Origin of the sequence: Streptomyces sp. LaBMicrA B280, from assembly GCF_049222185.1 — a bacterium.
GTDB lineage: Bacteria > Actinomycetota > Actinomycetes > Streptomycetales > Streptomycetaceae > Streptomyces > Streptomyces murinus.
Map to the genome: position 1 here is coordinate 114986 of NZ_JBMJCT010000044.1, position 24132 is coordinate 139117.

20 protein-coding genes and 1 pseudogene are annotated in these 24132 nt (G+C 72.8%); 9 read left to right on the forward strand and 12 right to left on the reverse strand.

Annotation, left to right across the window (positions count from 1 at the left end; all coding sequences use genetic code 11):
• The first annotated feature begins 221 nt into the window (after positions 1-221).
• Complete coding sequence (locus ACLF5H_RS28950; protein ID WP_421678936.1) at positions 222-605, forward strand: nuclear transport factor 2 family protein; 384 nt, start codon at positions 222-224, stop codon at positions 603-605.
• A gap of 80 nt (positions 606-685) precedes the next feature.
• Here the strand turns inward: ACLF5H_RS28950 and mgrA are convergent, their stop codons facing one another.
• Positions 686-1678: an L-glyceraldehyde 3-phosphate reductase gene (gene mgrA, locus ACLF5H_RS28955; protein WP_421678937.1), complete on the reverse strand. Its 993-nt coding sequence runs from the start codon at positions 1676-1678 to the stop codon at positions 686-688.
• A 108-nt stretch (positions 1679-1786) separates the two neighbouring features.
• On the opposite strand from mgrA, the gene ACLF5H_RS28960 reads away from it, so the two are divergent.
• Together ACLF5H_RS28960 and ACLF5H_RS28965 are read left to right on the forward strand one after the other, a co-directional pair.
• On the forward strand, positions 1787-2689 hold the full coding sequence (locus ACLF5H_RS28960) for a LysR family transcriptional regulator (RefSeq protein ID WP_421678938.1): 903 nt from the start codon (positions 1787-1789) through the stop codon (positions 2687-2689).
• A 43-nt stretch (positions 2690-2732) separates the two neighbouring features.
• Complete coding sequence (locus ACLF5H_RS28965; protein WP_421678939.1) at positions 2733-3248, forward strand: mycothiol transferase; 516 nt, start codon at positions 2733-2735, stop codon at positions 3246-3248.
• On the opposite strand, the gene ACLF5H_RS28970 is transcribed toward ACLF5H_RS28965, so the two are convergent.
• From ACLF5H_RS28970 to ACLF5H_RS28985, 4 genes and pseudogenes are all read right to left on the reverse strand, one after another.
• On the reverse strand, positions 3230-4300 hold the full coding sequence (locus ACLF5H_RS28970) for an adenosine deaminase (protein WP_421678940.1): 1071 nt from the start codon (positions 4298-4300) through the stop codon (positions 3230-3232). The two genes, ACLF5H_RS28965 and ACLF5H_RS28970, sit on opposite strands and share 19 nt — an antisense overlap.
• A gap of 1632 nt (positions 4301-5932) precedes the next feature.
• Positions 5933-6822, reverse strand: a pseudogene (locus ACLF5H_RS28975) (M56 family metallopeptidase).
• A gap of 16 nt (positions 6823-6838) precedes the next feature.
• On the reverse strand, positions 6839-7219 hold the full coding sequence (locus ACLF5H_RS28980; protein ID WP_421678941.1) for a BlaI/MecI/CopY family transcriptional regulator: 381 nt from the start codon (positions 7217-7219) through the stop codon (positions 6839-6841).
• 167 nt (positions 7220-7386) lie between these two features.
• Positions 7387-7626, reverse strand: a complete 240-nt coding sequence (locus ACLF5H_RS28985; protein ID WP_421678942.1) for a hypothetical protein — start codon at positions 7624-7626, stop codon at positions 7387-7389.
• Between the two features lie 178 nt (positions 7627-7804).
• Between ACLF5H_RS28985 and ACLF5H_RS28990 the strand changes: the two genes are divergently transcribed.
• Entirely contained in the window at positions 7805-8260 is a 456-nt protein-coding gene (locus tag ACLF5H_RS28990; protein WP_421678943.1) for an SPW repeat protein, read from the forward strand.
• Positions 8261-8419: 159 nt separating this feature from the next.
• Here ACLF5H_RS28990 and ACLF5H_RS28995 read toward each other — a convergent pair whose 3' ends face one another.
• Together ACLF5H_RS28995 and ACLF5H_RS29000 are read right to left on the reverse strand one after the other, a co-directional pair.
• A complete protein-coding gene (locus ACLF5H_RS28995; RefSeq protein WP_421678944.1) occupies positions 8420-8953 on the reverse strand; it encodes a GNAT family N-acetyltransferase in 534 nt (177 codons plus the stop codon).
• An 80-nt stretch (positions 8954-9033) separates the two neighbouring features.
• Positions 9034-10476, reverse strand: a complete 1443-nt coding sequence (locus ACLF5H_RS29000) for an APC family permease (protein ID WP_421678945.1) — start codon at positions 10474-10476, stop codon at positions 9034-9036.
• A 175-nt stretch (positions 10477-10651) separates the two neighbouring features.
• Between ACLF5H_RS29000 and ACLF5H_RS29005 the strand changes: the two genes are divergently transcribed.
• The gene (locus ACLF5H_RS29005) at positions 10652-13393 is read left to right on the forward strand and encodes a glycosyl hydrolase 2 galactose-binding domain-containing protein (RefSeq protein WP_421678946.1); all 2742 of its coding nucleotides are present in this window, start codon (positions 10652-10654) and stop codon (positions 13391-13393) included.
• Positions 13394-13442: 49 nt separating this feature from the next.
• On the opposite strand, the gene ACLF5H_RS29010 is transcribed toward ACLF5H_RS29005, so the two are convergent.
• Positions 13443-14930: a hydrolase gene (locus tag ACLF5H_RS29010; protein ID WP_421678947.1), complete on the reverse strand. Its 1488-nt coding sequence runs from the start codon at positions 14928-14930 to the stop codon at positions 13443-13445.
• A 223-nt stretch (positions 14931-15153) separates the two neighbouring features.
• On the opposite strand from ACLF5H_RS29010, the gene ACLF5H_RS29015 reads away from it, so the two are divergent.
• The gene (locus tag ACLF5H_RS29015) at positions 15154-15417 is read left to right on the forward strand and encodes a GlsB/YeaQ/YmgE family stress response membrane protein (RefSeq protein WP_085563207.1); all 264 of its coding nucleotides are present in this window, start codon (positions 15154-15156) and stop codon (positions 15415-15417) included.
• 7 nt (positions 15418-15424) lie between these two features.
• Here ACLF5H_RS29015 and ACLF5H_RS29020 read toward each other — a convergent pair whose 3' ends face one another.
• The 3 genes from ACLF5H_RS29020 to ACLF5H_RS29030 all read right to left on the reverse strand — a co-directional run bounded on the left by ACLF5H_RS29020 (position 15425) and on the right by ACLF5H_RS29030 (position 18051).
• Positions 15425-16210, reverse strand: coding sequence for a GNAT family N-acetyltransferase (locus ACLF5H_RS29020; protein ID WP_421678948.1), 786 nt, complete (start codon positions 16208-16210; stop codon positions 15425-15427).
• A gap of 50 nt (positions 16211-16260) precedes the next feature.
• Positions 16261-17115 carry a GNAT family N-acetyltransferase gene (locus ACLF5H_RS29025; RefSeq protein ID WP_421678949.1) on the reverse strand — a complete coding sequence of 285 codons (855 nt, stop codon included), beginning with the start codon at positions 17113-17115 and terminating at the stop codon, positions 16261-16263.
• A gap of 288 nt (positions 17116-17403) precedes the next feature.
• A complete protein-coding gene (locus tag ACLF5H_RS29030) occupies positions 17404-18051 on the reverse strand; it encodes a chaplin (RefSeq protein ID WP_421678950.1) in 648 nt (215 codons plus the stop codon).
• 297 nt (positions 18052-18348) lie between these two features.
• Here ACLF5H_RS29030 and ACLF5H_RS29035 point away from each other — a divergent pair, with 297 nt between their 5' ends.
• Positions 18349-19983 carry an alpha/beta hydrolase gene (locus ACLF5H_RS29035; RefSeq protein WP_421678951.1) on the forward strand — a complete coding sequence of 545 codons (1635 nt, stop codon included), beginning with the start codon at positions 18349-18351 and terminating at the stop codon, positions 19981-19983.
• Between the two features lie 51 nt (positions 19984-20034).
• Positions 20035-20766 (forward strand): DUF4232 domain-containing protein, encoded by a 732-nt coding sequence (locus ACLF5H_RS29040; RefSeq protein WP_421678952.1) that lies wholly within the window; start codon positions 20035-20037, stop codon positions 20764-20766.
• A 9-nt stretch (positions 20767-20775) separates the two neighbouring features.
• Here the strand turns inward: ACLF5H_RS29040 and asnB are convergent, their stop codons facing one another.
• Positions 20776-22617 carry an asparagine synthase (glutamine-hydrolyzing) gene (asnB, locus tag ACLF5H_RS29045; protein WP_421678953.1) on the reverse strand — a complete coding sequence of 614 codons (1842 nt, stop codon included), beginning with the start codon at positions 22615-22617 and terminating at the stop codon, positions 20776-20778.
• 417 nt (positions 22618-23034) lie between these two features.
• Here asnB and ACLF5H_RS29050 point away from each other — a divergent pair, with 417 nt between their 5' ends.
• On the forward strand, positions 23035-24129 hold the full coding sequence (locus ACLF5H_RS29050) for a chemotaxis protein (RefSeq protein WP_421678954.1): 1095 nt from the start codon (positions 23035-23037) through the stop codon (positions 24127-24129).
• The last annotated feature ends 3 nt before the right edge of the window (positions 24130-24132 follow it).

Here is a 24132-nt window from a genome sequence, read left to right on the forward strand (position 1 = left end):
CCACGGCCGAAACGCTGTCACCACGACTTTCCGGCCACTCTGTTGGCATATTCCCCACCCTTTTTGGTCGAAATGATGGGGTCCCACGGGGCACCGCGGGCATGACCCCGGAGGTAATCGACCCCTCGGGCACCCCTCGGGCATGGTGGTTCCACCGGGTCGGCGAAACCCCGATCCGGGGCCCGACCAGCACAGACGACTCCGATGGAGGCTGATTCGCCATGTCCGTGAACACCGAACGCTACGAGACCGCCGCCGCGCGTTACTTCGAGGCCTGGAACGCCACCGAGCCGGCGGCGCTGCGCAAGGCGGTCGCCGCCGCCTGGGCCGAGGACGGCTCCTACACCGACCCGCTCGCCGACGTCCGGGGGCACGAGGGTGTGGCGGCCGTGATCGCCGCGGCCCACGAGCAGTTCCCGGGGTTCGCCTTCCGCCCGCTCGGCACGGTGGACGGGCACCACGACGTCGTGCGCTTCGGCTGGGAGCTGGTGAACGAGGCCGACGGCTCGGCGCCGGTCGCCGGGTTCGACGTCGTCACCCTGGACGGCGAGGGCCGCATTCGCCAGGTGATGGGGTTCCTGGACCGGCTCCCCGAGGGTGCGTGACGGCACGCGGCCCGGCTTCCCCGCCCCGGGTGGGGCGGAGGCCGGGCCGCGTGCGGGGGTCGGCGCGAGGGGTCGCGGTGCTACGGCCGTACGATCGCGTCGATCCGCTTCAGTTCCTCCGCGTCGAAGTCCAGGTTGCGCAGGGCGCCGACGCTGTCCTCCAGCTGGCGTGCGCTGCTCGCGCCGACCAGGGCGGAGGTGACCCTGCCGCCGCGCAGCACCCAGGCGAGGGCCAGCTGGGCGAGGCTCTGGCCGCGGGACCCGGCGATCTCCTGGAGCGCGCGCAGCCGTCCGACGAGGTCCTCGGTGACCGCCTCGGGCTTGAGGAAGGGGCTGTCACCGGCGGCGCGGGAGCCCTCCGGGACGCCCTCCAGATAGCGGCCGGTGAGCAGGCCCTGCTCCAGCGGGGAGTAGACGATGGAGCCGACCCCCAGGTCGTCCAGGGCGTCGAGCAGGCCCTCGTCCTCGGGACGCCGGTCGAGCATCGAGTAGCGCGGCTGGTGGATGAGGAGCGGGGTGCCGAGGTCGGCGAGGATCCGGGCGGCCTCCCGGGTCTGCTCGGCGGAGTAGTTGGAGACGCCGACGTAGAGCGCCTTGCCCTGCTGGACCGCCGTGTGCAGGGCGCCCATCGTCTCCTCCAGCGGAGTGTCCGGGTCGGGGCGGTGCGAGTAGAAGATGTCGACGTACTCCAGGCCCATCCGCGCAAGGCTCTGGTCGAGCGAGGCGAGCAGGTACTTGCGCGAGCCCCATTCGCCGTACGGGCCTGGCCACATGAGGTAGCCGGCCTTGGTGGAGATGACCAGTTCGTCGCGGTAGGGCGCGAGGTCCGCGGCGAGGGCGGCGCCGAGCGCGGACTCGGCGGCGCCGGGCGGCGGGCCGTAGTTGTTGGCCAGGTCGAAGTGGGTGACACCGAGGTCGAGGGCGCGGCGCAGGATTTCCCGCTGGGTCTCCGCGGGGCGGTCGGGTCCGAAGTTGTGCCACAGGCCGAGCGACAGCGCGGGGAGCTTGAGGCCGCTGCGTGCGGTGCGCCGGTAGGGCATCTCGGCGTAGCGGTCGGGGGATGCGGTGTACAACGCGACTCCAGGGGGTGGACACGGATCTTCCGGTCCAGGATTCCCCGGGCGGCGACCGGCGGTCCAATGGGAGAATCGGATGGAATTGAGCGGTTAGGCTGCTCAATCATGGAACTGCGCCATCTCCAGCACTTCGTCGCGGTCGCCGAGGACCAGCACTTCACCCGGGCCGCCGAGCGGCTGATGGTGTCCCAGTCGGGCCTGTCCGCGTCCATCCGGGCGCTGGAACGGGAGCTGCGGGCGCCGCTGTTCGTGCGCACCACCCGGCGGGTGACGCTGACGGAGGCGGGACGGGCACTGCTGGTGGAGGCCGAGCGGATCCTCGCGCAGGTGCGCGCGGCGCACGAGGCGGTCGCGGCGGTGCAGGGCGTGCTGCGCGGCACGCTGGCGCTGGGCACCGAGCAGTGCATCGCCGGGGTGCATGTGGCCCGGCTGCTGGCGGCGTTCCGGGGCGCGCACCCGGACGTGGAGATCCGGCTGCGCCAGGCGGGCTCGGGCGGGCTGGCGGAGGAGGTCGCGGCGGGGCGCCTCGACCTGGCCTTCGCGTACCGCACCCGGGCGGACGGCGACCAGCTGCGCTCGGTGTCGCTGACCAGCGAGCCGATGACCGTGCTGTGCCACCCCCGGCACCGGCTCGCCGCGACCGAGGCCCTGCTGGGCCCGGACGACCTCGCCGGTGAGGTCTTCGTCGACTTCCACCCGGACTGGGGCCCGCGCCGCGCCACCGACGCCGCCTTCGCCGCGGCGGGGGTACGGCGCACGGTCGCGCTGGAGGTCAACGACGTCCACACGCTGCTGGATCTGGTGGACGAGAACCTGGGCATCGCGGTCGTACCCCGGCACTTCAGGCACAAGCGGCCCACGCTGACCGCGCTGCCGCTCAAGGGGACGGGCGAGGCCGCGTACGAGACGGTGGCCCTGCTGCCGCACGAGCACTCCACCAGCCCCGCGGCCCGCGCTCTGGTGGCATTGCTGGAGTCGGAGGGCCTGGCGCCGTACCGGTCGCCCTGAATTGCGGACGCGACCGCGCCGTCCGTCTGTGATGGTGGACGGTATGCATGCCAAGGACATCCTCATCGACGGCTACGGCCGCATCCAGGAAGAAGTCCACGACACCCTCGACGGCCTCGGACCGGACGAGCTGCACCGCGGCCCGGCCCCGGGCGCCAACACCATCGCGTGGCTGGTCTGGCATCTCACCCGGGTGCAGGACGACCACATCGCCGACGCCTTCGGACTCGACCAGGTGTGGCTCTCCGAGGGCTGGGAGAAGCGGTTCGGCCTCGATCTGCCGCGCGCCGACACCGGCTACGGGCACACCCCGGCCAAGGTCGCGAAGGTGCGGGTGGCGAGCGCCGACCTGCTGACCGGGTACTACGACGCGGTGCACGAGCGGACGCTGGGCGCGCTGCGGTCAGTGGCCGCCAAGGATCTCGAAGGCATCGTGGACGAGCGCTGGGACCCGCCGGTCACGCTCGGCGCCCGCCTGGTGAGCGTCCTGTCCGACGATCTTCAGCACATCGGACAGGCCGCCTACCTCAAGGGGCTGGTTCAGAGCGCGGCGGCGTAGCCGGGCAGGACCACGTCCTCGATGAGGGCCTTGCGCTCGTCGAACGGGATGAACGCGCTCTTGAGGGCGTTCACCGTGACGGTGCGCAGGTCCTCGACGCCCCAGCCGGCCTCCTCGACCAGCAGCGCCATCTCCCGGGTCATCGTGGTGCCCGACACCAGCCGGTTGTCGGTGTTCAGGGTGACGCGGAAGCCGAGGTCCTTCATCGTGGTGATCGGGTGCTCGGCGATCGAGGTGGCGCAGCCGGTCTGGAGGTTGGAGGTGGGGCACATCTCCAGGGCGATACGGCGGTCCCGCACCCAGGAGGCGAGCCGGCCGAGCTTGCCGTCCACGATGTCCTCGGTCAGCCGCACGCCGTGCCCGATGCGCTGGGCGCCGCACACCTGGACCGCCTGGTGGATGCTCGGCAGGCCGTACGCCTCACCGGCGTGGATGGTGAAGGGCACGCTCTCGCGGCGCAGGTGCTCGAAGGCGGCCAGGTGGTCGGCGGGCGGGAAGCCGTCCTCGGCACCGGCGATGTCGAAGCCGACGACTCCGGCGTCCCGGTAGGCCACGGCCAGGTCGGCGGCCTCGGCGACGCGGTCGAACATCCGCATCCCGCACAGCAGGGTGCCGACGCGCACCGGGGTGCCCGCGGCGGCGGCCTTCGCCATACCGGCGGCCAGGCCCTCCTGCACGCTCTCCACGACCTCGGCGAGGCTCAGCCCGCCGCGGGTGTTCAGCTCGGGGGCGTAGCGCACCTCGCCGTACACCACGCCGTCGGCGGCGAGGTCCAGGACGTACTCCTCGGCGGTGCGCAGCAGGCCCTCGCGGGTCTGCATCACGGCGAGGGTGTGCTCGAAGGTGGCGATGTAGCGCACCAGGTCACCGGAGTTGGCGGCCTCGACGTACCAGGCGGCCAGCTCGTCCGGGTCCGTGGTGGGCAGCTGGTGCCCGACCTCGGCGGCCAGCTCCACGAGGGTGGCGGGGCGCAGGCCGCCGTCCAGGTGATCGTGCAGCACGGCCTTGGGGAGGCGGCGGAGGGTGTCGGTGTCGATGCGGGGGGCGGTCATGGCAGGGCGTTCCTCAGCAGGGGTTGTACCGGGGTCGATCAGACGGCCGACGGTGCCGACGGGGTTGGTTAGCCGGTGAGGTTATACGTAAAACCAGATCCTTGTCTACGCGCGTTGCCGGGGAGTTGTCTACGCGCGTCGCGCAGACGTCGGGCGAGTGGCGGGACGAGGCCGCCAAAGGCCACGGAGAGGGTTCCGCGCGAGGGGCTCCACGGGTTTGGCACCGGGGTGCTCTCGGGCTTGCCGCGCGGGGGCGTCCTCGGGCTTGCCGCGCCACCGGGGCGTCCTCGGGCTTGCCGCGCGGGGGCGTCCTCAGTTGCAGCGGGGGGCGTCCTCAGTTGCCGCGGGGGCGTCCTCAGTTGCCGCGCGGGGGCTCCCTCGACATGCCGCGTCGGACCGCCCGCATTGCCGCGTCGGGGCGTCCTCGGCTTGCCGCGTCCTGCGCCCGCACCGCCGCGTCAGGGCTCCCCCAGCTGCCGCACCGAACGCCCGCGTTGCCACACCGGGCCGCCCGCGTTGCCACGCCAGGACGCCCTCGGGTGCCAGGCCAATCGCCCGCATCACCGCACCTTGACGCCCCCGGTTACCACGCCGGTCGCCCCCCATTGCCGCACCCTGACGCCCCCGGTTACCACGCCGAGGCGTCCTCGGGCCTGCCGCGCGAGGGCGTCCTCAGCTGCCGCGCGGGGGCTCCCTCGACATGCCGCGTCGGACCGCCCGCATTGCCGCGTCGGGGCGTCCTCGGCTTGCCGCGTCCTGCGCCCGCACCGCCGCGTCAGGGCTCCCCCAGCTGCCGCACCGAACGCCCGCGTTGCCACACCGGGCCGCCCGCGTTGCCACGCCAGGACGCCCCCGGTTGCCAGGCCAATCGCCCGCATCACCGCACCCTGACGCCCCCGGTTACCACGCCGGTCGCCCCCATTGCCGCACCCTGACGCCCCGGTTACCCCGCCGGTCGCCCCAGTTGCCGCGCGGGGGCTCCCCCGGCTTGCCGCGCCAGTCGCCCGCGCCGCCGCGTCAGGGCGCCCCCGGTTGCCGACCGGACGTCCGCATTGCCGCACCGGGCCACCCTGGTTGCCGCGCCAGTCGCCCGCGCCGCCGCATCGGAGTTCCCTCGGCATGCCGCATCCGGCGCCCACAGCACCGCCCCGGGGCACCCCCGGCTCGCCACACCCGGCGCTCGCACCCCTGCGCCAGGCCGCCCCCGGCCACCGCACCGGGCCCCCGCATCACCGCACCGGGGCGCACTCGCTTGCCAGGCCAGAGCACCTCGACTTACCGCGCCGAGGCGCACCCGGCATGCCGCGCCAGACGCCCCCATTGGCGAACCGGGGCACTCCCGGTTGCCGCACCAGTCGCCCGCATCACCGCGTCGGGACGCCCTCGACCTGCCACATCAGGGCACCCTCGGCCTACCGGACCGGGGCGCACTCGCTTGCGACGTCAAGGCACCCTCGGCATGCCGCACCGGACACCCGCATCACCGCGTCGGGGCACCCTCGACCTGCCGCATCGGGACGCCCTCGGCTGCCACGTCGGGGCACCCTCGGCTTACCGGGCCGGGGCGCACCCGGCATGCCCCGTCACCCCCCTCCCCCCCCGCTTGCCGCATCCGGCGTCCGCGCCGCCGGGTCAGGGCGCTTCCTCGCCCTGTGCCACCTCCACCCGGTGGTGGAAGTCCACCAGCCCGGCCGCCGCGGTCGTCCCGGACAGGGCGGTGCAGGCGATGAGCAGCGCGGCGACGGCCCGGCCCGCGCGGGGCCCGGTGGGCGTGCCCAGCAGGGCCTGCACCCGCTGCGGCACCGGCCCCGTGGTGCGTGCCCGGCGAGGGCCGCACGGGCGATGGCCCGCGCGGTCAGCCGCCGGTCCCCCACCCGCGCGGCGGCGGCCTCGTCGGCGACCCGCTCGACGGCCAGCCGGATGGTCGTACGGACCGGCCGCAACGCGGGATGGCAGTGCGCGGCGAGTTCGGCGGCGGCGAGGAAGTAGTGGTGGCCGCCCTCGTTGTGCGCCCGCTCGTGCGCGAACAGCGCCTCCCGCTCGGGCCCGTCCAGGCTGCGCAGCATCGCCGTGGTGACGACGATGCGGTGCGGGCGGCCGGGCAGCGCGTAGGCGTCGGGGCGGGGCGAGTCCACCACACACAGATCACCGGCGGCGGGCCGCCGCCCGGCCTCGGTGCGGGCGATACGGAAGGCCCGGCTCTGGCGCAGCACCGAGCGGACGAGGGTCCAGCAGCAGACGGCGAGGACACCGACCGAGGTGGCGGCGGCCGGCACCACGATCAGGGCGGAGGCCGTGTGCAGCGGGTGGATGAACTCGCCGAACGCGGCGAACAGGGGCAGCCTGAGCAGCCCGATCAGCACGAAGGCGCCGAGCGCGGCCACCGAGCAGCCGGCGAGGAGCACCGCGCAGCCCGTGACGGCCCACAGCGCGGCGGCCGGGGCCAGCCGGGCGAGGGCGCGCCGGGCCAGCACCGGCAGGGCGCAGGGCAGCAGGAGGGGCAGCAGGAGCAGGGCGGTCATCGGCCGGGCGCTCTCATCAGCCCTCGGATTCGAGAAGATCCCGCAGGATGCGCTCGTCGTCGGGGTTGAGCTGGGCGACGAAGCGCGCCAGCACGGTCTCGCGATCGCTGTCCCGGTCCAGTTCGGTGTGCATCCGCCGGGCGGTGAGGCCGTGCGCGTCCTGGACCTCCTGGACGGGGAAGTACACGAAGCCGCGGCCCCTGCGCTGCCGCTCGACGACGCCCTTGTCGTGCAGGCGGCTGAGGATCGTCGTCACCGTCGTACGCGCCAGGTCCGCGCCCAGGCCGGCCTGGACCTGCCCGGGGGTCAGGGGCCCGTCGGCGGCCCAGAGCGCGGCCATGACGCTCGCCTCCAGTCCCCCGGCCGGCCGGCGTTCGTCCTTGCCGTCGTCGGTCATGGAAATGTCCTCACCCTCCTCGTCGTCCGTGTGCGGACCGTCTACACGATGGTAGTCATACGGGCGCGCGGGGCGGCCCCGCCGGTCGGTCGCAGGGGCCGCGGTACGGCGTGTCGCCCGCCCGGACGCGGTGCGCTCCCGCCGGGAGCGAGTGACCGCCTCGAAGGTCAGCGTGCGCGACGGCGGACGAGGGTGAGGGCGAGGGTGAGGGCGAGAACCCCGGCCAGGGCCGCGGCGCCCGCCGCCAAGGCCCGTACGGGCGGGCGCGATTCGTCCTGCGCGCCGATCGCCCCGAGGGCGATGGGCGCGGTGCTGTTGCCGGGGTCGGTGCCGTCCCGCAGCCGCTCCACGGGCGCGTCGACACGGATCGCCCCCGCGCCGCGCTTGGACGGGTCATCGATCCGCACCGTGAGTTGTACCAGCCGATACCAGCCGGTACCAGCCCCTATGAAGCAACCCCATACATGACAACCAGCCCCACCGCTACACATAAGCCGCGAACAAGCGCAAAATGGGTAGTGCGGTGCTCGCTGAACACCGCATCCACCATTGGTCCGGCCTGCGTGTTCGAAGGAGACCAAAGTCATGGCCAACGTCTCGCACAGGGGTGACATGTCGACCCACCCCGATGTCTCCGAAATGCGGGAACGCTACGACCGCATGCTCGGCGGTCGTGATGTGGCGCTCGTGGACGGGCCGGTGTTCCTGCTCGGTCTGTACTGCGCGGCATCGCCCTGGATCCTGCACTACTCCGCCGGCCAGCCGGCGCTCATGACCCACAACCTGATCATGGGCATCGCGATCGCGCTGCTGGCGCTGGGATTCACCCGGGCCCCCGAGCGGATGTACGGCCTCAGCTGGGCGATGTGCGCGTTGGGCGTCTGGATGATCATCGCCCCGTGGATCGTGGGGAGCGCCCCGGACACCGGTGTGATCATCAACAACGTCGTGATCGGCGCACTGGCCCTCCTCCTCGGCATCGTCTGCGCCGCGACGTCGGCGAAGGCCACCAAGGCCGCGAAGAGCACGCCCATGCCTTAGCGGGGAAGGAAGCACGACGAGAACGCACGAGGAAGGAGCGGATCGTCGAGAACGCGAAAGGGAAGAAGAACACGGAAGGAAGAAGGACGGAGGGCCGGTGCGCCCAGCGGACCGGCCCTCCCCCTTTACCCCGCGCGGGGTAAACGCGCGGGGACCCGCTCAGCCGCTCACGGTGAAGCTCAGCCACAGGTCCCCGGGCAGTTCCGGCCGCCCCGGCACCGCCCGCTCGGCGCGGCTCCACTCCCCCGGCGCGACCTCCTCCGCGACCCGGTGCCAGAAGGCCGCCCCGCCCGCGTTGGCCCGCTGGAAGGCCACCTCCCAGCGGCCCGGATGCCGCCGCAGCACCACCTGTACGGCCCTGAGCCCCACTCCCCCGCGCCGGGCGCCCCGCACCACGAAGAAGCTGTTCAGCACGCGCACCGGTCCGTCGAGCCCCCGTACGAAGGCGAACCCGGCGAGGTGGTCCCCGCGGGTCAGCAGGTACGGCGCCCAGCCGTCGCCGGTGAACGCGGACTCCAGCCGTTCGCTGCGGAACGTGCCGTCGGCCGCGGGCAGTCCGCCCTGGTACTCGGACATGTCATGACGGAACATCAGCCACAGCCGCTCGACGGCGGGCCGGTCGTCGGTGGTCGCGGGGCGGACACGAAGGTCCGCGGTCCTGGTCTCGCTCACATTTTCGCTCACGTCGGTCATGAACGAGAGCCTCCCCGGGCGGACTCTCTCGTCCGGCCGGGGAGGCTCATCACGCTGATCGGATCATAGACCCTTGAGGCTCACACGGTCTCGATGTCCCGTCCGGCCGGCCGTTCCTCCTCGGTCTCCTTCGGGCCGAGGGGCCAGACCTTCTCCCGCCGCGCCCAGACCAGGAAGGCGGCGCAGCCGAGGACCAGCCAGGCCAGGGACCATTCGATCGGATGGCGGCCCGGTGAGTTGCGGTCGGCGCAGGCGTAGATCACGCACCAGCCGACGAAGGCCACGAGGGACGGCAGCGGGTAGAGCCACATGCGGTACGGGCGGCGCAGCTCCGGCCGCCGGGAGCGCAGCACCGTCAGGGCGACGATCTGGGCCAGCGCCTGCACGATCACCATCACGGTCGTGAGCAGCTGGATCAGGGTCGCGAGATCGGTGTGCCGGCCGATCAGGAAGCCGACCGCGGTGATCACGCCCATGGTCGCCAGGCCCAGCGTCGGGAACCGGTGCCGTGGATGCAGCCTGGCGTACGGCCGGAAGAAGACCCGGTCGCGCGCGGCGTCGTACGGCACCCGGGAGCCGCCCAGCAGACCGGTGAACACGGAGGCGAAGGCGGTGATCAGGATGAGCACGGTGACCGTGTCGGCGGCGCCCCTGCCCCAGGTCCGCTCCAGGACCGCGGAGGCCACCGAGGTGGACGCGATGTCGCCCGGATCGCTCATCCGGTGCCAGTCGACCACGCCGAGCGTGCCGATCTGGAGCAGCAGGTAGATCGCCATGATGCCGAGGATCGAGTAGACGATGGAGCGCGGCAGGACGCGGCCGGGGTCCTTGATCTCGGCGCCCATGTAGGCGGTGGTGTTGTAGCCGAGGTAGTCGTACACACCGATGGTCAGGCCCGCGGCGAAGCCGGTCCAGAAGTGGCCGCCGGTCAGGTCGAAGGCGCCCGCCGGGTAGGTGAAGGCGAGATGGGGGCTGAAGTCGCTCGCGGCGGCGGCGATCACCAGGACCACCGAGGCGATCATCACGGTCCACATCACGGCCGTGATCCGGGCGATGTGCTCGATGCCGCGCCACAGCAGCAGCACGACCAGGGCGATGACACCGAGGCCGATCAGATCGCCGGCCGGGCTGCCGAGACCGGGGGCGAGGTAGCCGAGGTACTGGACGAAGCCGACCACGCCCGTGGACATGATCAGCGGCACGAACAGCATCGCCGTCCACACGAACAGGAACGGCATCAGCCTGCCGGTGCGGTACCGGAAGGCCTGGCGCAGATAGACGTAACTGCCGCCGGAGCCCGGCAGCGCGGCGCCCAGCTCGGCCCAGACCAGGCCGTCGCACAGGGCAAGCACCGCGCCCACGACGAAGCCGACGACCGCCTGGGGCCCGCCGAACGCGGCGACCATCAGCGGGATGGTGACGAACGGGCCGATGCCGCACATCTGGCTCATGTTGATGGCCGTGGCCTGGAACAGCCCGACCCGGCGGACGAGGCCGCCCGGGGGCGGCGGGCTACCGGACATGGGGACTCCTGGAGGCGTCGGGGAGGGGACCCTGTGAGAATCCGCGCGCCGGGTGAAGGCGGTTGACGGACATTCAGCGGGCGCTGTGGCGACGGTCGTTGACAGCCCTGGGACGGCGACCTAGCTTAAGCCCGGTTAGTAAAGTTTCCTAACTTTGCGAGCCTGGAGACCGTCTGTGTTCCCTCGCCCCGCCCCCGGCCATCGGCTCGCCACGGCCACCGGACTCCTCGCCCTGCTGGGCTACCTCACCACCGGCGCCTGGGCCGACCCCCATGTCCCCGCGCCCCCGCTGCGCCCGGTCGCGGAGCTGACGGCGCCCACCCGGATCACCCAGGTGCCCTCGGCCGCCGGGACCACCACCCCGCTCGCCTCCTTCGCCGTCCGGTCCACGGCGAAGGTGAGCGACTCCCCGGCGGCCGTCTCCTCCCCCGGCTATCCGGCGCGCGGCTGGTACCCGGCGGGCCCGCGCTCCACAGTGCTGGCCGCGCTGCTGGCCGCCGGGGTGTACGACGACCCGTTCCGCTCCACCAATCTGGCGAAGATCCCGAAGGCCGACTTCGAGGTGCCCTGGTGGTACCGCTCCGACTTCGCCGTCGCCGACACCGCGCGGCGCACCCTGCTCGACTTCAGCGGGGTCGTCTCCGCCGCCGACGTCTATGTCAACGGCCGCCGGGTGGCCGCCGCACGGGAGGTGACCGGCGCCTACACCCACCACGAGCTGGACGTCACCGCCCTGGTGCGGCCCGGCGTCAACACGGTCGCCTTCCGCATCCGGCCCAACGATCCGAGCAAGGACCTGACCGTCGGCTGGCTGGACTGGCTCCAACCGCCGCCCGACCGGAACATGGGCATCGTCCGGGACGTCCTGGTGCGCCGGGGCGGCCCGGTGGCGCTGCGCGACGCGCACGTGGTCACCGAGCTGGCCGTGCCGTCCCTCGCCACCGCCGATCTCACGGTCAGGGCGCGGGCCCGCAACGACTCCGCCGCGCCGGTCACCGCCGAGGTCACCGGCGCCATCGGCCGGACACGCTTCGGCAGGACGGTCCGGCTCGCCGCGCACGAGACGCGGACCGTCACGTTCTCCCCCGCCGATGTGCCCCGACTGCGCCTGGCCGCGCCGAAGGTGTGGTGGCCGGCCGGGATGGGCGGACAGCCGCTGTACGGCCTCGACCTGACCGCGCGGGTCGCGGGCAGGACCTCCGACACCGCGCACGAGTCCTTCGGCATCCGTGACGTCCGGGCACCGCTGAACGCGGCCGGGGCCCGCCAGTACCGGATCAACGGCCGCCCGCTGCTGATCAAGGGCGGCGGCTGGTCGCCGGACGAGTTCCTGCGCTGGGACCGCGGCTACGCCGAGGACCGGCTGCGGTACGCCGTCGACCTCGGCCTGAACACCCTGCGCCTGGAAGGCCACTTGGAGCCGGACGAGTTCTTCGCACTGGCCGACCGGTACGGGGTGCTCACGCTGCCGGGCTGGGAGTGCTGCACCAAGTGGGAGGGGCAGGTCAACGGCACGGAGAACGGGGAGAAGTGGACCCCGGCCGACTATCCGGTGGCGAAGGCGTCCATGGCCGCCGAGGCCGCCCGGCTGCGGGACCACCCGAGCGTGATCTCCTTCCTGATCGGCAGCGACTTCGCGCCCGACGCGACGATCGAGAAGAACTACCTGGACGCGCTGCGGGCCGCCGACTGGAACCTCCCGGTCGTCTCCGCCGCCTCCGACAAGTCCTCGCCGCGACTGGGCAGTTCGGGCATGAAGATGACCGGGCCCTACGACTGGGTGCCGCCGGACTACTGGTACGCCAAGCGCGAGGGCGGGGCCACCGGCTTCAACTCCGAGACCAGCGCGGGCCCGAGCATCCCCACCCTGGACACCCTGCGCCGGATGCTCACCCCGGCCGAGCTGGACAGCCTCTGGCGGGACCCCGGGGCCAAGCAGTACCACCGCTCACCGTCCGCCACCTTCGGCACGCTCTCGCTCTACGACGCCGCGCTCGCCGCCCGCTACGGCGCCCCCACCGGCCTCGCCGACTACGTCCGCAAGGCCCAGCTGGCCCAGTACGAGAACGTACGGGCCCAGTTCGAGGCGTACGGCCGTAACGCGACGGACCCCGAGGAACCGGCGACCGGGGTGATCCACTGGATGTTCAACAGCGGCTGGACGTCCCTGCACTGGCAGCTGACGGACCGCTACCTTGACCAGGGCGGCGCCTACTTCGGCGCGAAGAAGGCCAACGAGCCGCTGCACATCCAGTACGGGTACGACGACCGCTCGGTCACGGTGGTGAACAACCGGCACATGACGCGGCGGGGCCTCTCCGCGCGGGCCACGCTCTTCGACCCGGACGGCACCCTGCGCTACGACGGGGCCGCCGCCGGGCTCTCGGTGGCCGGGGACGGGGCCCACACGAACGCGCTGACCCTGCCGGAGTCGGTACCCGGGCTGGCCCGGACGTATCTGCTGCGGCTGGTGCTGACCGACGCGGAGGGCCGGGAGGTGAGCCGGAACGTGTACTGGCTCTCCGGCAGGCAGGACACGCTCGACTGGCCGCGCACCACCTGGTGGTACACGCCGACGACCGGCTACGCGGACCTCACCGGTCTCGCCTCGATGGCGCCGGTCCCGGTGGCGGCGACCGCCACCACCCGCTCGGACGGCGGCACCTCGACCACCACGGTGACCCTGCGCAACACCACGGACGGGCGGACGCCCTCGCTGCTGACGGATGTGCATCTGGTCGACGGGCGCGGGGCGCCGGTGCTGCCGGTGCGCTGGTCGGACAACGAGGTCGGGCTGTGGCCGGGCGAGTCGGTGACGCTGACCGCCGTCTACCGGACGGCCGGGCTGCACGGCGCGGCCCCGCGGGTGCGGGTCTCCGGCTGGAACACCCCGGAGCGGACCGTGCCTGCGGCATGACGAGGGGGGTGGGCCCCGCCGGACCCACCCCCCTCGCGTGCGCGGGCGCTCAGCTCACGTTGAGCGCGGTGTCGTCCACGACGAACGAGGTCTGGTACTTGGAGCCCTCGGTGCCGGTGAACTGAAGGGTGACGTTCTGCCCCGCGTAGCCGCTGAGGTCGAAGCTGCGCTGGGTGTAGCCGGAGCCGGCGTTGAGGTTCGAGTACGTCGCCAGGGTGCCGAGCACCGTGCCGGAGCCGTTCAGCACCTGCACCTTGAGGGTGTCGTAGGCGGTGGTGGTCGAGGTCTCGGCCGTGTCGACGTGCAGGTAGAAGCTCAGCTTGGCCGAGGTGCAGCCCGCCGGGACGGCCACCGACTGGGACAGCGTGTCGGTGGTCGCGGTGCCGTAGCCGTCGAGCCAGGCGTAGTACGAACCCGAATGGGCCGACTCGGCCGCGGCGTTGGTGATGACCTTGCCGGACGCGCTCCAGGTGGTGTTGCCCGACTCGAAGCCGTTGTTGCCGAGCAGCTGGCCCGCGGTGCAGGTGCCGGTGCCGCCGCCGCCCGTGCCACCGCCACCCGTGCCGCCGCCGGTGCCGCCACCGCCGCTGGTGCCGCCGTCACCGGCGAGCCACGCGGTGGCGTTCAGGGCGAGCGCCGCGTTGGTGGCGCCGCTGTCGTTCCAGCCGTCGTACAGGGTGTTGCCGGAGCTGCCGGTGCCGTCGTCGATCGGGGAGCTGTCGCCCCAGAACGCGACGCGGCCGGAGCCGAAGGTGCTGGTCAGGAAGAAGGCACCGGTGTTGCCCGAGTAACCGCTGCGATAGACCAGGCCCTTGACGGCCGCGTTGTCGGCGGGCTTGAGGGTGGCGGTCGTACCGTCGGCGAACAGGCTCTTGGTGACCTTGCCGAACGAGCCGTTCAGCACCGGGTCGGTGCTGTCGCTGATCGCGGCCGGGTAGCCGGAGCTGATGTCCAGCGAGTCGATGGAGAAGCCGAACGGGTCGGTGTTGTCGACGCCGTTGTTCGTCATCAGGTCGTTGAGGATCTTGACCGCGTCGTTGCCGTCGTTGTTGCGGTCGGCACCGGTGTGGTCGGAGATCATGAACAGACCGCCGCCGTTCTTCACGAAGTTCATGATCGCCGTCTTCTCGGCGGTGCTGAACATCGTGTTGGGCTCCGGCAGGACCAGCGTGTCGAAGTTCGACAGGTCCTGCGCGGACGAGCCGCCGTAGCTCAGGCTCTGGCCCGAAGGCAGCGTCTTCAGGCTGTAGTCACCGGTCTTCTGCAGCGCCACGCCCCAGGAGGAGAGCGCGCCGGTCCAGTCCGTCTCGGACTGCGGGTCGGCGTTCTGGCCCAGCGGGTCGGGCTGGCTGGTGGAGATGACCCAGTCGGCGTTGCCGGCCGTCTCGGCGTGGGCGTTGTCGAACAGAACGCGGTGCGTGGTCGCCGCCCGGGCGGGGGCGCTCGCACCGACCTGGACGGCCGCTCCGGTCAGGAGCAGGCCGAATCCGGCGAGTGCGGTGGTGACTCTGCGTCGGGATCTCGTGGATCCGAGCATCCGGCGAACCTCCGTTGTGGGGTGTGGGGAGAAGGAGTTGCGGCGCGCCAAATCTGCGCGCGTAGAACCCGCTTGAGGGTTCTACACGCGTTGATGGCTTGAAAGGTACATGGCATGAAGCGCCGATGAACAGAAAGTCCCGGCAATAAAGCGCGCCGGACTGTCCGCGCCCGGAGCGGGCACCTTCTCCAGGGACGGGTTTACGCCGTGCGGAGGGGTGGAGATGGAGATTTCAGGCATCATCAGCGCGATCGTGATCGGCCTGATCATCGGCGTGCTGGGCCGGCTGGTCGTGCCGGGGCGGCAGCACATCGGAGTGCTGTGGACCATCGTCGTCGGCATCGTGGCCGCGCTCATCGGCTCCGCGATCGCGGCGGGGATCGGGGTCGCGGACACCAAGGGGCCCGACTGGATCGAGTGGCTCATCCAGATCGCCCTGGCGGCGGTGGGGATCAGCGCACTCGATCGGGCGAGGTCACGTCGTTGACGTACCGTCAACTCCCCTTGATCTCATAGAGATACGGGGTCGTGACACTCAGCGGGAGGAAACCGAGGCGTTCCAGGATGGGGCGGCTCATGGGCGAGGCGTCGACCTGGAGGTAACGGCAGCCGCGGGCGGCGGCGATCCGGGCGCGGTGGGCGACGAGGGCGCGGTACAGGCCCCGGCCCCGCCACGCCTCGGCGGTGCCGCCGCCCCACAGACCGGCGAACGGGGTGCCGGGCACCAGTTCCATCCGGGCAGCGCTGACGGTCTCGCTCCCGGCCAGCGCGACGACGGCGACCAACGCGTCCGGATCGGTGGCCAGTTGGTCGAGGAGCCGCAGGCGCATCCGGGTGCCGTCGGTGCCGAACGCCTTCTCGTGCATCTCGATGAAGAGGTCGACGCCCGCCTCGTCCACGACCTCCACCAGCCGTACGCCCTCGGGGAGCCGGGCGTCCAGGTCGAGCCGGTCGATCTCGCCGATCATCAGCGTCTCGGCCGGCTCGGCCCGGAATCCGGCCGCGGTGAGCCGGTCGCCGAGGTCGGCCGGCCGGTCGTGGCTGTAGAGCTTCCACTCGAAGTCGTGGCCGAGGGCGGTGAAGGCGGCGATCTGCTCCTGGATCGCCGCGTCCGCGCCCGCCTCGTCGAGGCCGGTCCAGAGCACGCCGTTCCAGCCGTGCGCGTCCGCGAGTTGCCGTACCACCTCCCCGACGCGTTCGACCCGGGCGCCGGGGCCGTCGGGGACGGCGTTCTCGCGCAGGTCACGGTCGTACTGGGCGAGGATCTCGTTCTTTTCCATGGCCGCCCACCTGATCACACGGCAGGGGGCGCGGCAACGCGATAAGCCGGTCAGCCCAGTTCGAGGGTGGTCACGCCGAAGACGCGGTCCTGGGCGTGGGCGCGGACCGGGCCGGTGTACATGCGCGCCGTCTCGAAGGAGGGGGCGAGTCCGGCGGCCTCGGCGAGGGCGATGCCGGCGGCGTTGGGTTCGGGTACGTCCACGGCGAGTTCACGACCGGCGGCCTCCCGGGCCAGCGCGGCGAACAGGGCGCGGGCGTCCTCGGCGCTGTCCGCGAAGAGCGGGCCGACGCGCAGGGTGTCGCGGCCGGGGCGGATCACGCCGTACCCGGTGAGGCGCCCGTCCCGGTGGCGTACGACGGTGTGGTGGCCGGGGGCGGTGAGCCACTCGGCGAGGAAGCGGGGGCGCTCGGCGGGGTGGCAGGCGCTGTCGTAGGCGGTGATCGCGGCACGGTCGGCGGGCCCGGCGGAGCGGACTCCCGCGGGGGTGTCCGTCTCGGGGGCGGTGCCGGTGAACCGGATCGTGCGGTGGGCGAGTTGAAAGCCGGACTGGCGGTAGTTGTCCTGCTGGGCGACGACTCCGTCGAGGCCGATGGTGCGGGTGCCGGCGTGGGCCAGGGCGGTCTTCCAGGTGGTGAGGCCGTGTCCCTGGCCGCGCAGGTCGGGGCGGACGAGGTAGCAGCCGAGGAAGGCGTAGTCGGCGCCGTAGTTGACGACGGAGACGGCCGAGACCGGCTCTCCGTCGATCCGGCCGAGGAAGAAGCCCTCGGGGTCCTGGGCGAAGAACGCGGGTCCGTCGGCCAGTCCGGGGTTCCAGCCCTCCGCCGCCGCCCACTCGCTGATCACCGGCCAGTCGGCGAGACCGGCCCGGGTGACGACGAGGTCCTGGGGGGCGGGAGAAGTCATCGGTGCGCTCCATTCGCGTCGGGGGCCGACCGCCGTACCGGACGGCCCGTGTCCGCAGCATCCTCGCGGATCAACGGCCGTCGCACCACGGGAAGATCAGCCGACCGGCACCGGCCGGTGGGCGGTCGGCGCACGCGTGAGCCGGATCGCGGAGACGAGGACAGGTCGCCGCTGTGAAGTTGTCGCCGCTGGGCGCGCGTTCGCCGCGAGGCTCCACCGGGCCGGCGTCCGGTCGACTGCTGGACGGTGGGGGCCCGGTGGCCGGTGGAGGCCTGGGACAGGTGGGGGTCAGCGCATACGGGTCGGGCGGAAGCGGCGGTACAGGATGGTGCCGGTGAGCAGCAGTGCCGCGCTGCCGACCGCCGCGGGGGCCGTCATGTCCGTACCGGTGTGGGCCAGTGAGGCGGTCACCGGCTCCGGCGCGGGCCGCGGGGTGTGCGGGGCGGCCGGGTGGGACTTGACGGGGGCCGGCGGCGGCGGGGTGGGCGCCACCGGGTGGGTCGGGGTCTCGCCGCCGCCGTTGACGGAGGTGTTGCCCATGGCCGGGTTGAGCAGCCCCACCACATTGACGCTGTTGCCGCTGACATTCACCGGCAGGTCGATGGGGAGCTGGATCCCGTTTCCTGAGATCACTCCCGGGGAGTGCTGGGCGGCGCCGTGGGCCGCGGCCCCGCCGGAGGTGGTCGAGCCGCCCTTGGCGGCACCGGTCTCGTTCGCGCACCGGTTGCCCATGGCCGGGTTGAGCAGCCCGACCACGTCGACCGTGTTGCCGCACACGTTCACCGGGACGTCCACCGGCAGCTGGATGCCGTTGCCGGAGATCAGTCCGGGCGAGCCGGCCGCGACGCCGTCGGCACTCGCGCCGTCGGCCGCGAACGCGGCGGACACCGGCCACGCCAGGGCCATCGCACCGGAGGCGGCGACGGCGGCGATCACACCGTTTCGGGTAGCCCGTCTCATTGGTTCCTGCCTTCCAGACAAGTTCGCGGGCAGTCGCCCGCACCCGGTAAAACGCGGGCGAACCGGCCGAGTTATGGCCCATCGGGCTTTCACCCCATCGAGTGGCACCGTCGATAAACCGCTTGTAAGGCCGATGAATGATCACCAATCGGGCGCGGAGCATACGGCACCCGGGGGCGTTCCGCTCGCCCGGAGGCGGGCCGAACGGGGCCCATTTATGGTGAGCGAAAAGGCGCCGTCCCGGTCCGCTGCGGGCGCCTCGGGAGGCGATCGATGCTGGCCAAGCTGTGCACGCGGTCCGCGGTGCGGCGCGGTGCGGGTACCGGAGTCCTCGCCCTGGCGCTGCTCGGTTCCGTCCTGCCCACGCCCGCGGTCTCGGCACCGGCCGCGCCAGCGGCCGCGACCGACCGCCCCGACCTGTCCCGGTTCTACCGGCAGCGGGTGGCCTGGGGTGCCTGCGCCGGTCCGGGCACGCCGAGGGACATGCAGTGCGGGAAGGTGACGGTGCCGCTCGACTACGCCCGCCCCGGCACCGGCACGCTCGATCTCGCGCTGGCCCGCTATCGCGGCACCGGCGGGTCCCACCACTCGGTGCTGCTGAACTTCGGCGGCCCCGGTGGCGCGGGCGTGAACGAACTGGCGTACGACGGCAGGCAGTTCATGGAGCTGACCAGCGGCTACGACGTGGTCACCTTCGACCCGCGCGGGGTGGGCCGCTCCTCCCCCGTCAGCTGCGGCGACGGCGGCGACCAGGTCGCCCAGGTCACCGGCGCGGACGCCGATCTGGGCCATCCCCAGGCGCTGCTGCGGCAGTTGCGGCAGAGCGCGGTCGCGTGCGCGCGCAGTTCCGGTGACGTGCTGCCGTACATAGGGACGGTGAACGCCGCCCGGGACCTGGACGTGATCCGCCAGGCTCTCGGCGAGCGGAAGCTCAACTACCTGGGTTTCTCGTACGGGACACGGCTCGGCTCGGTGTACGCGGCGCAGTTCCCGCACCACGTGGGGCGGATGGCGCTGGACGGCGTGGACACCCTGACCGAGTCGCTCGCCGAGCAGGGCATCGACGGGGCGCGCGGGCAGCAGACCGCGCTGGAGGACTTCCTGGACTGGTGCGCGCGGGACGCCGGCTGCCCGTTCGGGCGGGACCGGCGCACGGCCACTGACGCGGTGGTCCGGCTGGTGCGTTCGCTGGACCGGCGGCCGGTCACGACGGAGGGCGGCGACCCGTTCTCCGGGCAGGACCTGGTGGCCGCCATCGTGCAGGCCCTGTACAGCAAGGACCTGTGGCCGTCGCTGGAGCGGGCGCTGGGCTCGCTGACCCGGGACCGCGATCCCCGGGGCGTCATGGGCTTCGCCACCGGCGGCGCCGGGCCGGTGCTGGGCCGTCCCACGCCCCGGCACGGCGGCCTGGTCGACCCCCAGGACGTGCCGGCCGACAACCTCCAGGCCGCCCTGATGGCCATCAACTGCGCGGACGACCCCGACCGGCCCTCCGCCGCCCGGATCGCCGGAGACCTGAAGCGGCTGCGGGCCGCGTACGACGAGGCGTCCCCCGTGTTCGGGCGCTACCGCCTCACCCAGGTGCTGATGTGCTACGGCCGCCCCAAGGGCACCGATTTCATCCGCGCCCGGGTGAAGGACGTCGACACGCCGCGGATGCTGCTCGTGGGCACGCGCGGGGACCCGGCGACGCCGTACCCGTGGGCCGTCAGGACCGCGCAGCGGCTCGGCCCCGCGGCCGTCGTCCTCGACAACAAGGGCGACGGGCACACCGGCTACGGCTCCTCCGTGTGCGTGCACCGCACGGTGGACGACTTCCTGCTCCACGGCTCCCTGCCCGCGTACGGCAGCTCCTGCCCGGCGGACGGGAAGGAGTGGAGCGTCTTCCCGAACCGCATCGACCGATGAAGGCACCGGCCGCCGACCGGCGTCCGTGACCGCGACCGGAGGGACACCATCATGCGCAAGCGCGCCGCCATCGCCGTACCCGCCGCCTCTGCCGCCGTGGCGGCCCTGCTGCTGACCGCGCCGCCGGGACAGGCGGCCCCCAGGGCCCCACGGGTGGCACCCTGCGTCCAGGGGGAGCTGGCGCTGCGGGCGGCCACCGTGCCGCACCGGCCCACCGTGGTACGCGTCAGCGTCACCAACCGCAGCGGGCGCGCCTGCGCCATCGACCGGGTGCCGCTGGTGACGTTCGGCGGCCTGGACGGGGCCGCGCTGCCGGTGTCGGGGGACGGCACGGGCCGGCTGCGACTCGCGGCGGGCGCGACCGTCCACGCCGATGTGCGCACCATCGCCCGCGCGGCGGACCCGCAGGCCCGCCGGGCGGCGTCGGTCACCGTCGGCGACTGGACGGGCCGCTGGGGCCGTGTCTTCGCCCCCGCCCGGCTCGGCACCGGATCCAAGGTGGCGGTGTGGGAGCCGGTGACGACGCCCTGGCAGTCCTCGACGGCGGCCGCGGACCGGGCGCTGGGACTCGGCGCGGGGACCCGGACGAGCCCGAGGCCGACCCCGACGAAGACGACGCCGAGCCCGAGCCCGAGCCCGACCGGGCGGGTCCCGCACCGGCCGAGCCCGACGCCCCCGGCGAGCCCGAGCCCGACGAGCCCGGCGCCGACGAGCCCGAGCCCGACCGGCGCCACGCCGACGGGCCCGGTCAGCCCGGCGGCGAGCAGCCCCGGCCCCAGCTGAGAGGGCCGCTCAGCCAAGGACGAGTTCCGGCGCGTACAGGTCCAGCCACTGGGCGAGGTCCAGGGTGCGTTCCAGGCCGCGCCGGGCCGCCTGGTCGGACACCGGGGCCTCGCGTTCGGCGGCCTTGCGGACGCGGTCCCGGTCCACCAGGTCGAAGACGCGGTGCGAGGGCCGGGCGAGCAGGTCCTTGGCCTGGTCCTGGAGGGCGCGGGCGTAGCGCGGGTCCTGGGTGGACGGGTAGGGGCTCTTGACCCTGTCGTACACGCTCCGCGGCAGGACGTCCCTGGCGGCCTCGCGCAGCAGGCTCTTCTCCCGGCCGTCGAAGGACTTCAGGGCCCAGGGGGCGTTGAACACGTACTCGACCAGGCGGTGGTCGCAGAACGGCACCCGCACCTCCAGGCCGGTGGCCATGCTCATCCGGTCCTTGCGGTCGAGCAGGATGCGCACGAACCGGGTCAGGTGCAGATGGCAGATCCGCCGCATCCGGAACTCGAAGTCGCTCTCCCCGGCGAGGCGTTCGATGCCCGCGACGGCCGTACGGTAGCCGTCGGCCGTGTACCTCTCCAGGTCGAGGTTCTTGACCAGGTCGGGGCGCAGCACGTCGGAGTCGTCGCCGAAGTGCCGGCCGAAGCGCACCAGCCAGGGGAAGGTGTCGGCGTTGCGGGCGTCCTCGTCGAAGAACTGGAGGTAGCCGCCGAAGACCTCGTCGGCGGACTCGCCGGACAGCGCGACCGTGGACTTCTGCCGGATGGCGCGGAAGAGCAGCAGCAGTGAGGCGTCCATGTCGCCGAAGCCCGCGGGCAGGTCGCGGGCCCGGATGACCTGTTCACGCACGGCGGGGTCGGCGAGGGCCTCGGCGTCGAGCACGATGTCCTGGTGGTCGGTGCCGGAGCTGCGGGCGACGTCGTGCACGAAGGGGGTGTCGGGGGTGCCGCGCAGTTCGTCGGCGACGAAGTTCTCGGTCTGGCCGACGAAGTCGACGGCGAAGGAGCGCACCGTCTCGCCCTGTTCGGCGAGTTGCCGGGCGGCTATCGCGGTCATGGCGGAGGAGTCGAGGCCGCCGGAGAGCAGGGTGCAGCGGGGCACGTCCGCGACGAGCTGGCGGCGCACGATGTCGTCCAGGAGGGTGCGCACGGTGGCGATGGTGGTGTCGCGGTCGTCCTCGTGCGGGCGGGTCTCCAGCCGCCAGTAGACGCGGGTGGACAGTCCGGAGCGGTCGACGGTGACGACCGTGCCGGGTTCCACCTCGCGCATGCCGTCCCAGACGGCGTGCCCCGGGGTCTTGATCATCACGAGCAGTTCGCGCAGCCCGTCGAGGGTCACCCGGGGGCGGACCAGCGGATTGGCGAGGATCGCCTTGGGCTCGGAGCCGAACAGGACGCCGTCGGGCGTGCGGTAGTAGTAGAACGGCTTGATGCCCATGCGGTCGCGGATCATCACGAGCTTGTCGCGGCGGCCGTCCCAGATGGCGAACGCGTACATGCCGTTGAGGCGTTCGGCGAACGCGTCGCCCCATTCGACGTAGGCGTGCAGGACCACCTCGGTGTCGGAGTCGGTGGTGAACCGGTGGCCGCGGTCGGTCAGTTCGCGGCGCAGCTCGGTGAAGTTGTAGGTCTCCCCGGAGTAGACCAGCGCGACGGTGCCCTCGGGGGTCGCGAGGGACATCGGCTGGCGGCCGCCGGGCAGGTCGATGATGGCGAGCCGGCGGTGGCCGAGGGCGGCGGGCCCCTCGGCCCAGGTGCCGCGGTCGTCCGGGCCGCGGCAGGCCATCGTCTCGGTCATCGCATGCAATGTGGTGGCCTCGGCGCTGAGGTCACGATCGAAGGACACCCATCCGGTGATGCCGCACATGCGCTGCCTCCTGCCTCCGGCCGACCGCCGGTGCCGCGTTCACCTGTGCTTTCGTGGGGGCCGCGGCACCGGCCGACGAACCAGTTGTATCGAGCACCTATATGACGAGCCTCCGCCGACGCCCGGCGCCGGTCAACGCGGACGTAACACGGCCGGGGCCGTCCGGCCGACGGTTTCGGCCGCGTTTTGCCTTCGCGAGGTCCGGGAACCGCAGCGCCGGAGCGCCCGGGGCGCAGGAAACCGGCCATGGGCAAAAAATTTCCCAAGCAGGGGCGCGCCGCATGGCGTCCCGGTCGAAAACCGCTCCGGCGCCCGGGCGGCCCGGCCACCGGGGCACCGCGGGCACGTCCCGGCACGCGGTCATACGTCTCGAATACCCCGAATGCCGTACGGGTGAATCAGCCCTATGGTGCTGTCATGGAGCACGCACTGAGTCCCGCAACCCTTGCCGAACTGCGGCGTCCGCGGCCCTATCCGGCGGTGTCGGTGCTGACCCCGACGCACCGCAGGGGATCCGGCAGCGACCAGGATCCGGTCCGGCTGCGCAATGTGCTGGCCGAGGCCCGCAAGCGCCTGGAGGCCGATCCGGCCGTGACCCGGGAGCGGCGGGCGGACGTGGACGCCCAGCTCGACCGGGCGCTCGCCGAGGTGGATCTCGCGCATGCCGAGGACGGTCTGGTGATCTTCGCGGCGCCGGGTGAGCACCAGGTCTGGTCGCTGGCCCGCAGCGTCCCCGAGCGCGTGGTGCTCGCGGACACCTTCCTCACCCGCAATCTGGTCGCCGCGCAGGCGGCGGAGCGGCCGTTCTGGGTGCTGTCGGTCTCGGCCGACCAGGTCACCCTGTGGAGCGGCGGCGGTGACCGGGTGGTGGAGGAGCACGCCGGGGGCTTCCCGCTGACCCGCAGCCGACCGAACTTCGACGCCGAGCGCCAGGAGCGCATCGGCGATCTGCCGAGCACCTTCCGTGACGAGGGCACCCGCCAGTTCCTGCGCGAGGCGGACAACGCGATGGCCGCGGTCCTGCGCGAGCAGCCGCGCCCGCTGTACGTCACCGGCGAACGCGCGGCGCTCTCCCTGCTGGACGAGGCCGGCACGGTCGCCAGGGGCGCGGTGCACGTGGGGCACGGCGGGCTCGCCCACTCCGGCCCCGAGGCGGTGTGGCAGGCCATCCGGCCGGTCCTGGAGGCGGAGGAGTCCAAGGACGCCCACTCCATCGTCGAGGAACTGACCTCGGCGCGCGGCCACCGCACCTTCGCGGCGGGCCTGGACGAGCTGTGGCTCAGCGCCCGCGAGGGCCGGGTGCGGCTGCTCGCCGTGGAGGACGGCTTCCGGGCGGTGGTCCGCGACGACGGCGACCATCTGATACCGGCCGAGCCCGGCGATCTGGACGCCCGCGACGACATCGTGGACGAGATCGTGGAACAGTGCCTGGAGACCGGCGCCGACGTCCGCTTCGTGCCCGACGGCACGCTGGGCGAGGAGGACGGGATCGCGGGGGTACTGCGGTTCTGATCC

Coding starts and splice junctions, on each gene's coding strand:
- ACLF5H_RS28980 (WP_421678941.1), bottom strand. CDS start 7,219: ATGACCGACGACGGCAAGGACGAACGCCGGCCGGCCGGGGGACTGGAG.
- ACLF5H_RS28965 (WP_421678939.1), top strand. CDS start 2,733: ATGCATGCCAAGGACATCCTCATCGACGGCTACGGCCGCATCCAGGAA.
- ACLF5H_RS28990 (WP_421678943.1), top strand. CDS start 7,805: ATGGCCAACGTCTCGCACAGGGGTGACATGTCGACCCACCCCGATGTC.
- ACLF5H_RS29035 (WP_421678951.1), top strand. CDS start 18,349: ATGCTGGCCAAGCTGTGCACGCGGTCCGCGGTGCGGCGCGGTGCGGGT.
- ACLF5H_RS29025 (WP_421678949.1), bottom strand. CDS start 17,115: ATGACTTCTCCCGCCCCCCAGGACCTCGTCGTCACCCGGGCCGGTCTC.
- ACLF5H_RS29010 (WP_421678947.1), bottom strand. CDS start 14,930: ATGCTCGGATCCACGAGATCCCGACGCAGAGTCACCACCGCACTCGCC.
- ACLF5H_RS29015 (WP_085563207.1), top strand. CDS start 15,154: ATGGAGATTTCAGGCATCATCAGCGCGATCGTGATCGGCCTGATCATC.
- ACLF5H_RS29040 (WP_421678952.1), top strand. CDS start 20,035: ATGCGCAAGCGCGCCGCCATCGCCGTACCCGCCGCCTCTGCCGCCGTG.
- ACLF5H_RS28995 (WP_421678944.1), bottom strand. CDS start 8,953: ATGACCGACGTGAGCGAAAATGTGAGCGAGACCAGGACCGCGGACCTT.
- ACLF5H_RS28960 (WP_421678938.1), top strand. CDS start 1,787: ATGGAACTGCGCCATCTCCAGCACTTCGTCGCGGTCGCCGAGGACCAG.
- asnB (WP_421678953.1), bottom strand. CDS start 22,617: ATGTGCGGCATCACCGGATGGGTGTCCTTCGATCGTGACCTCAGCGCC.
- ACLF5H_RS28950 (WP_421678936.1), top strand. CDS start 222: ATGTCCGTGAACACCGAACGCTACGAGACCGCCGCCGCGCGTTACTTC.
- ACLF5H_RS29050 (WP_421678954.1), top strand. CDS start 23,035: ATGGAGCACGCACTGAGTCCCGCAACCCTTGCCGAACTGCGGCGTCCG.
- ACLF5H_RS28970 (WP_421678940.1), bottom strand. CDS start 4,300: ATGACCGCCCCCCGCATCGACACCGACACCCTCCGCCGCCTCCCCAAG.
- ACLF5H_RS29020 (WP_421678948.1), bottom strand. CDS start 16,210: ATGGAAAAGAACGAGATCCTCGCCCAGTACGACCGTGACCTGCGCGAG.
- ACLF5H_RS29000 (WP_421678945.1), bottom strand. CDS start 10,476: ATGTCCGGTAGCCCGCCGCCCCCGGGCGGCCTCGTCCGCCGGGTCGGG.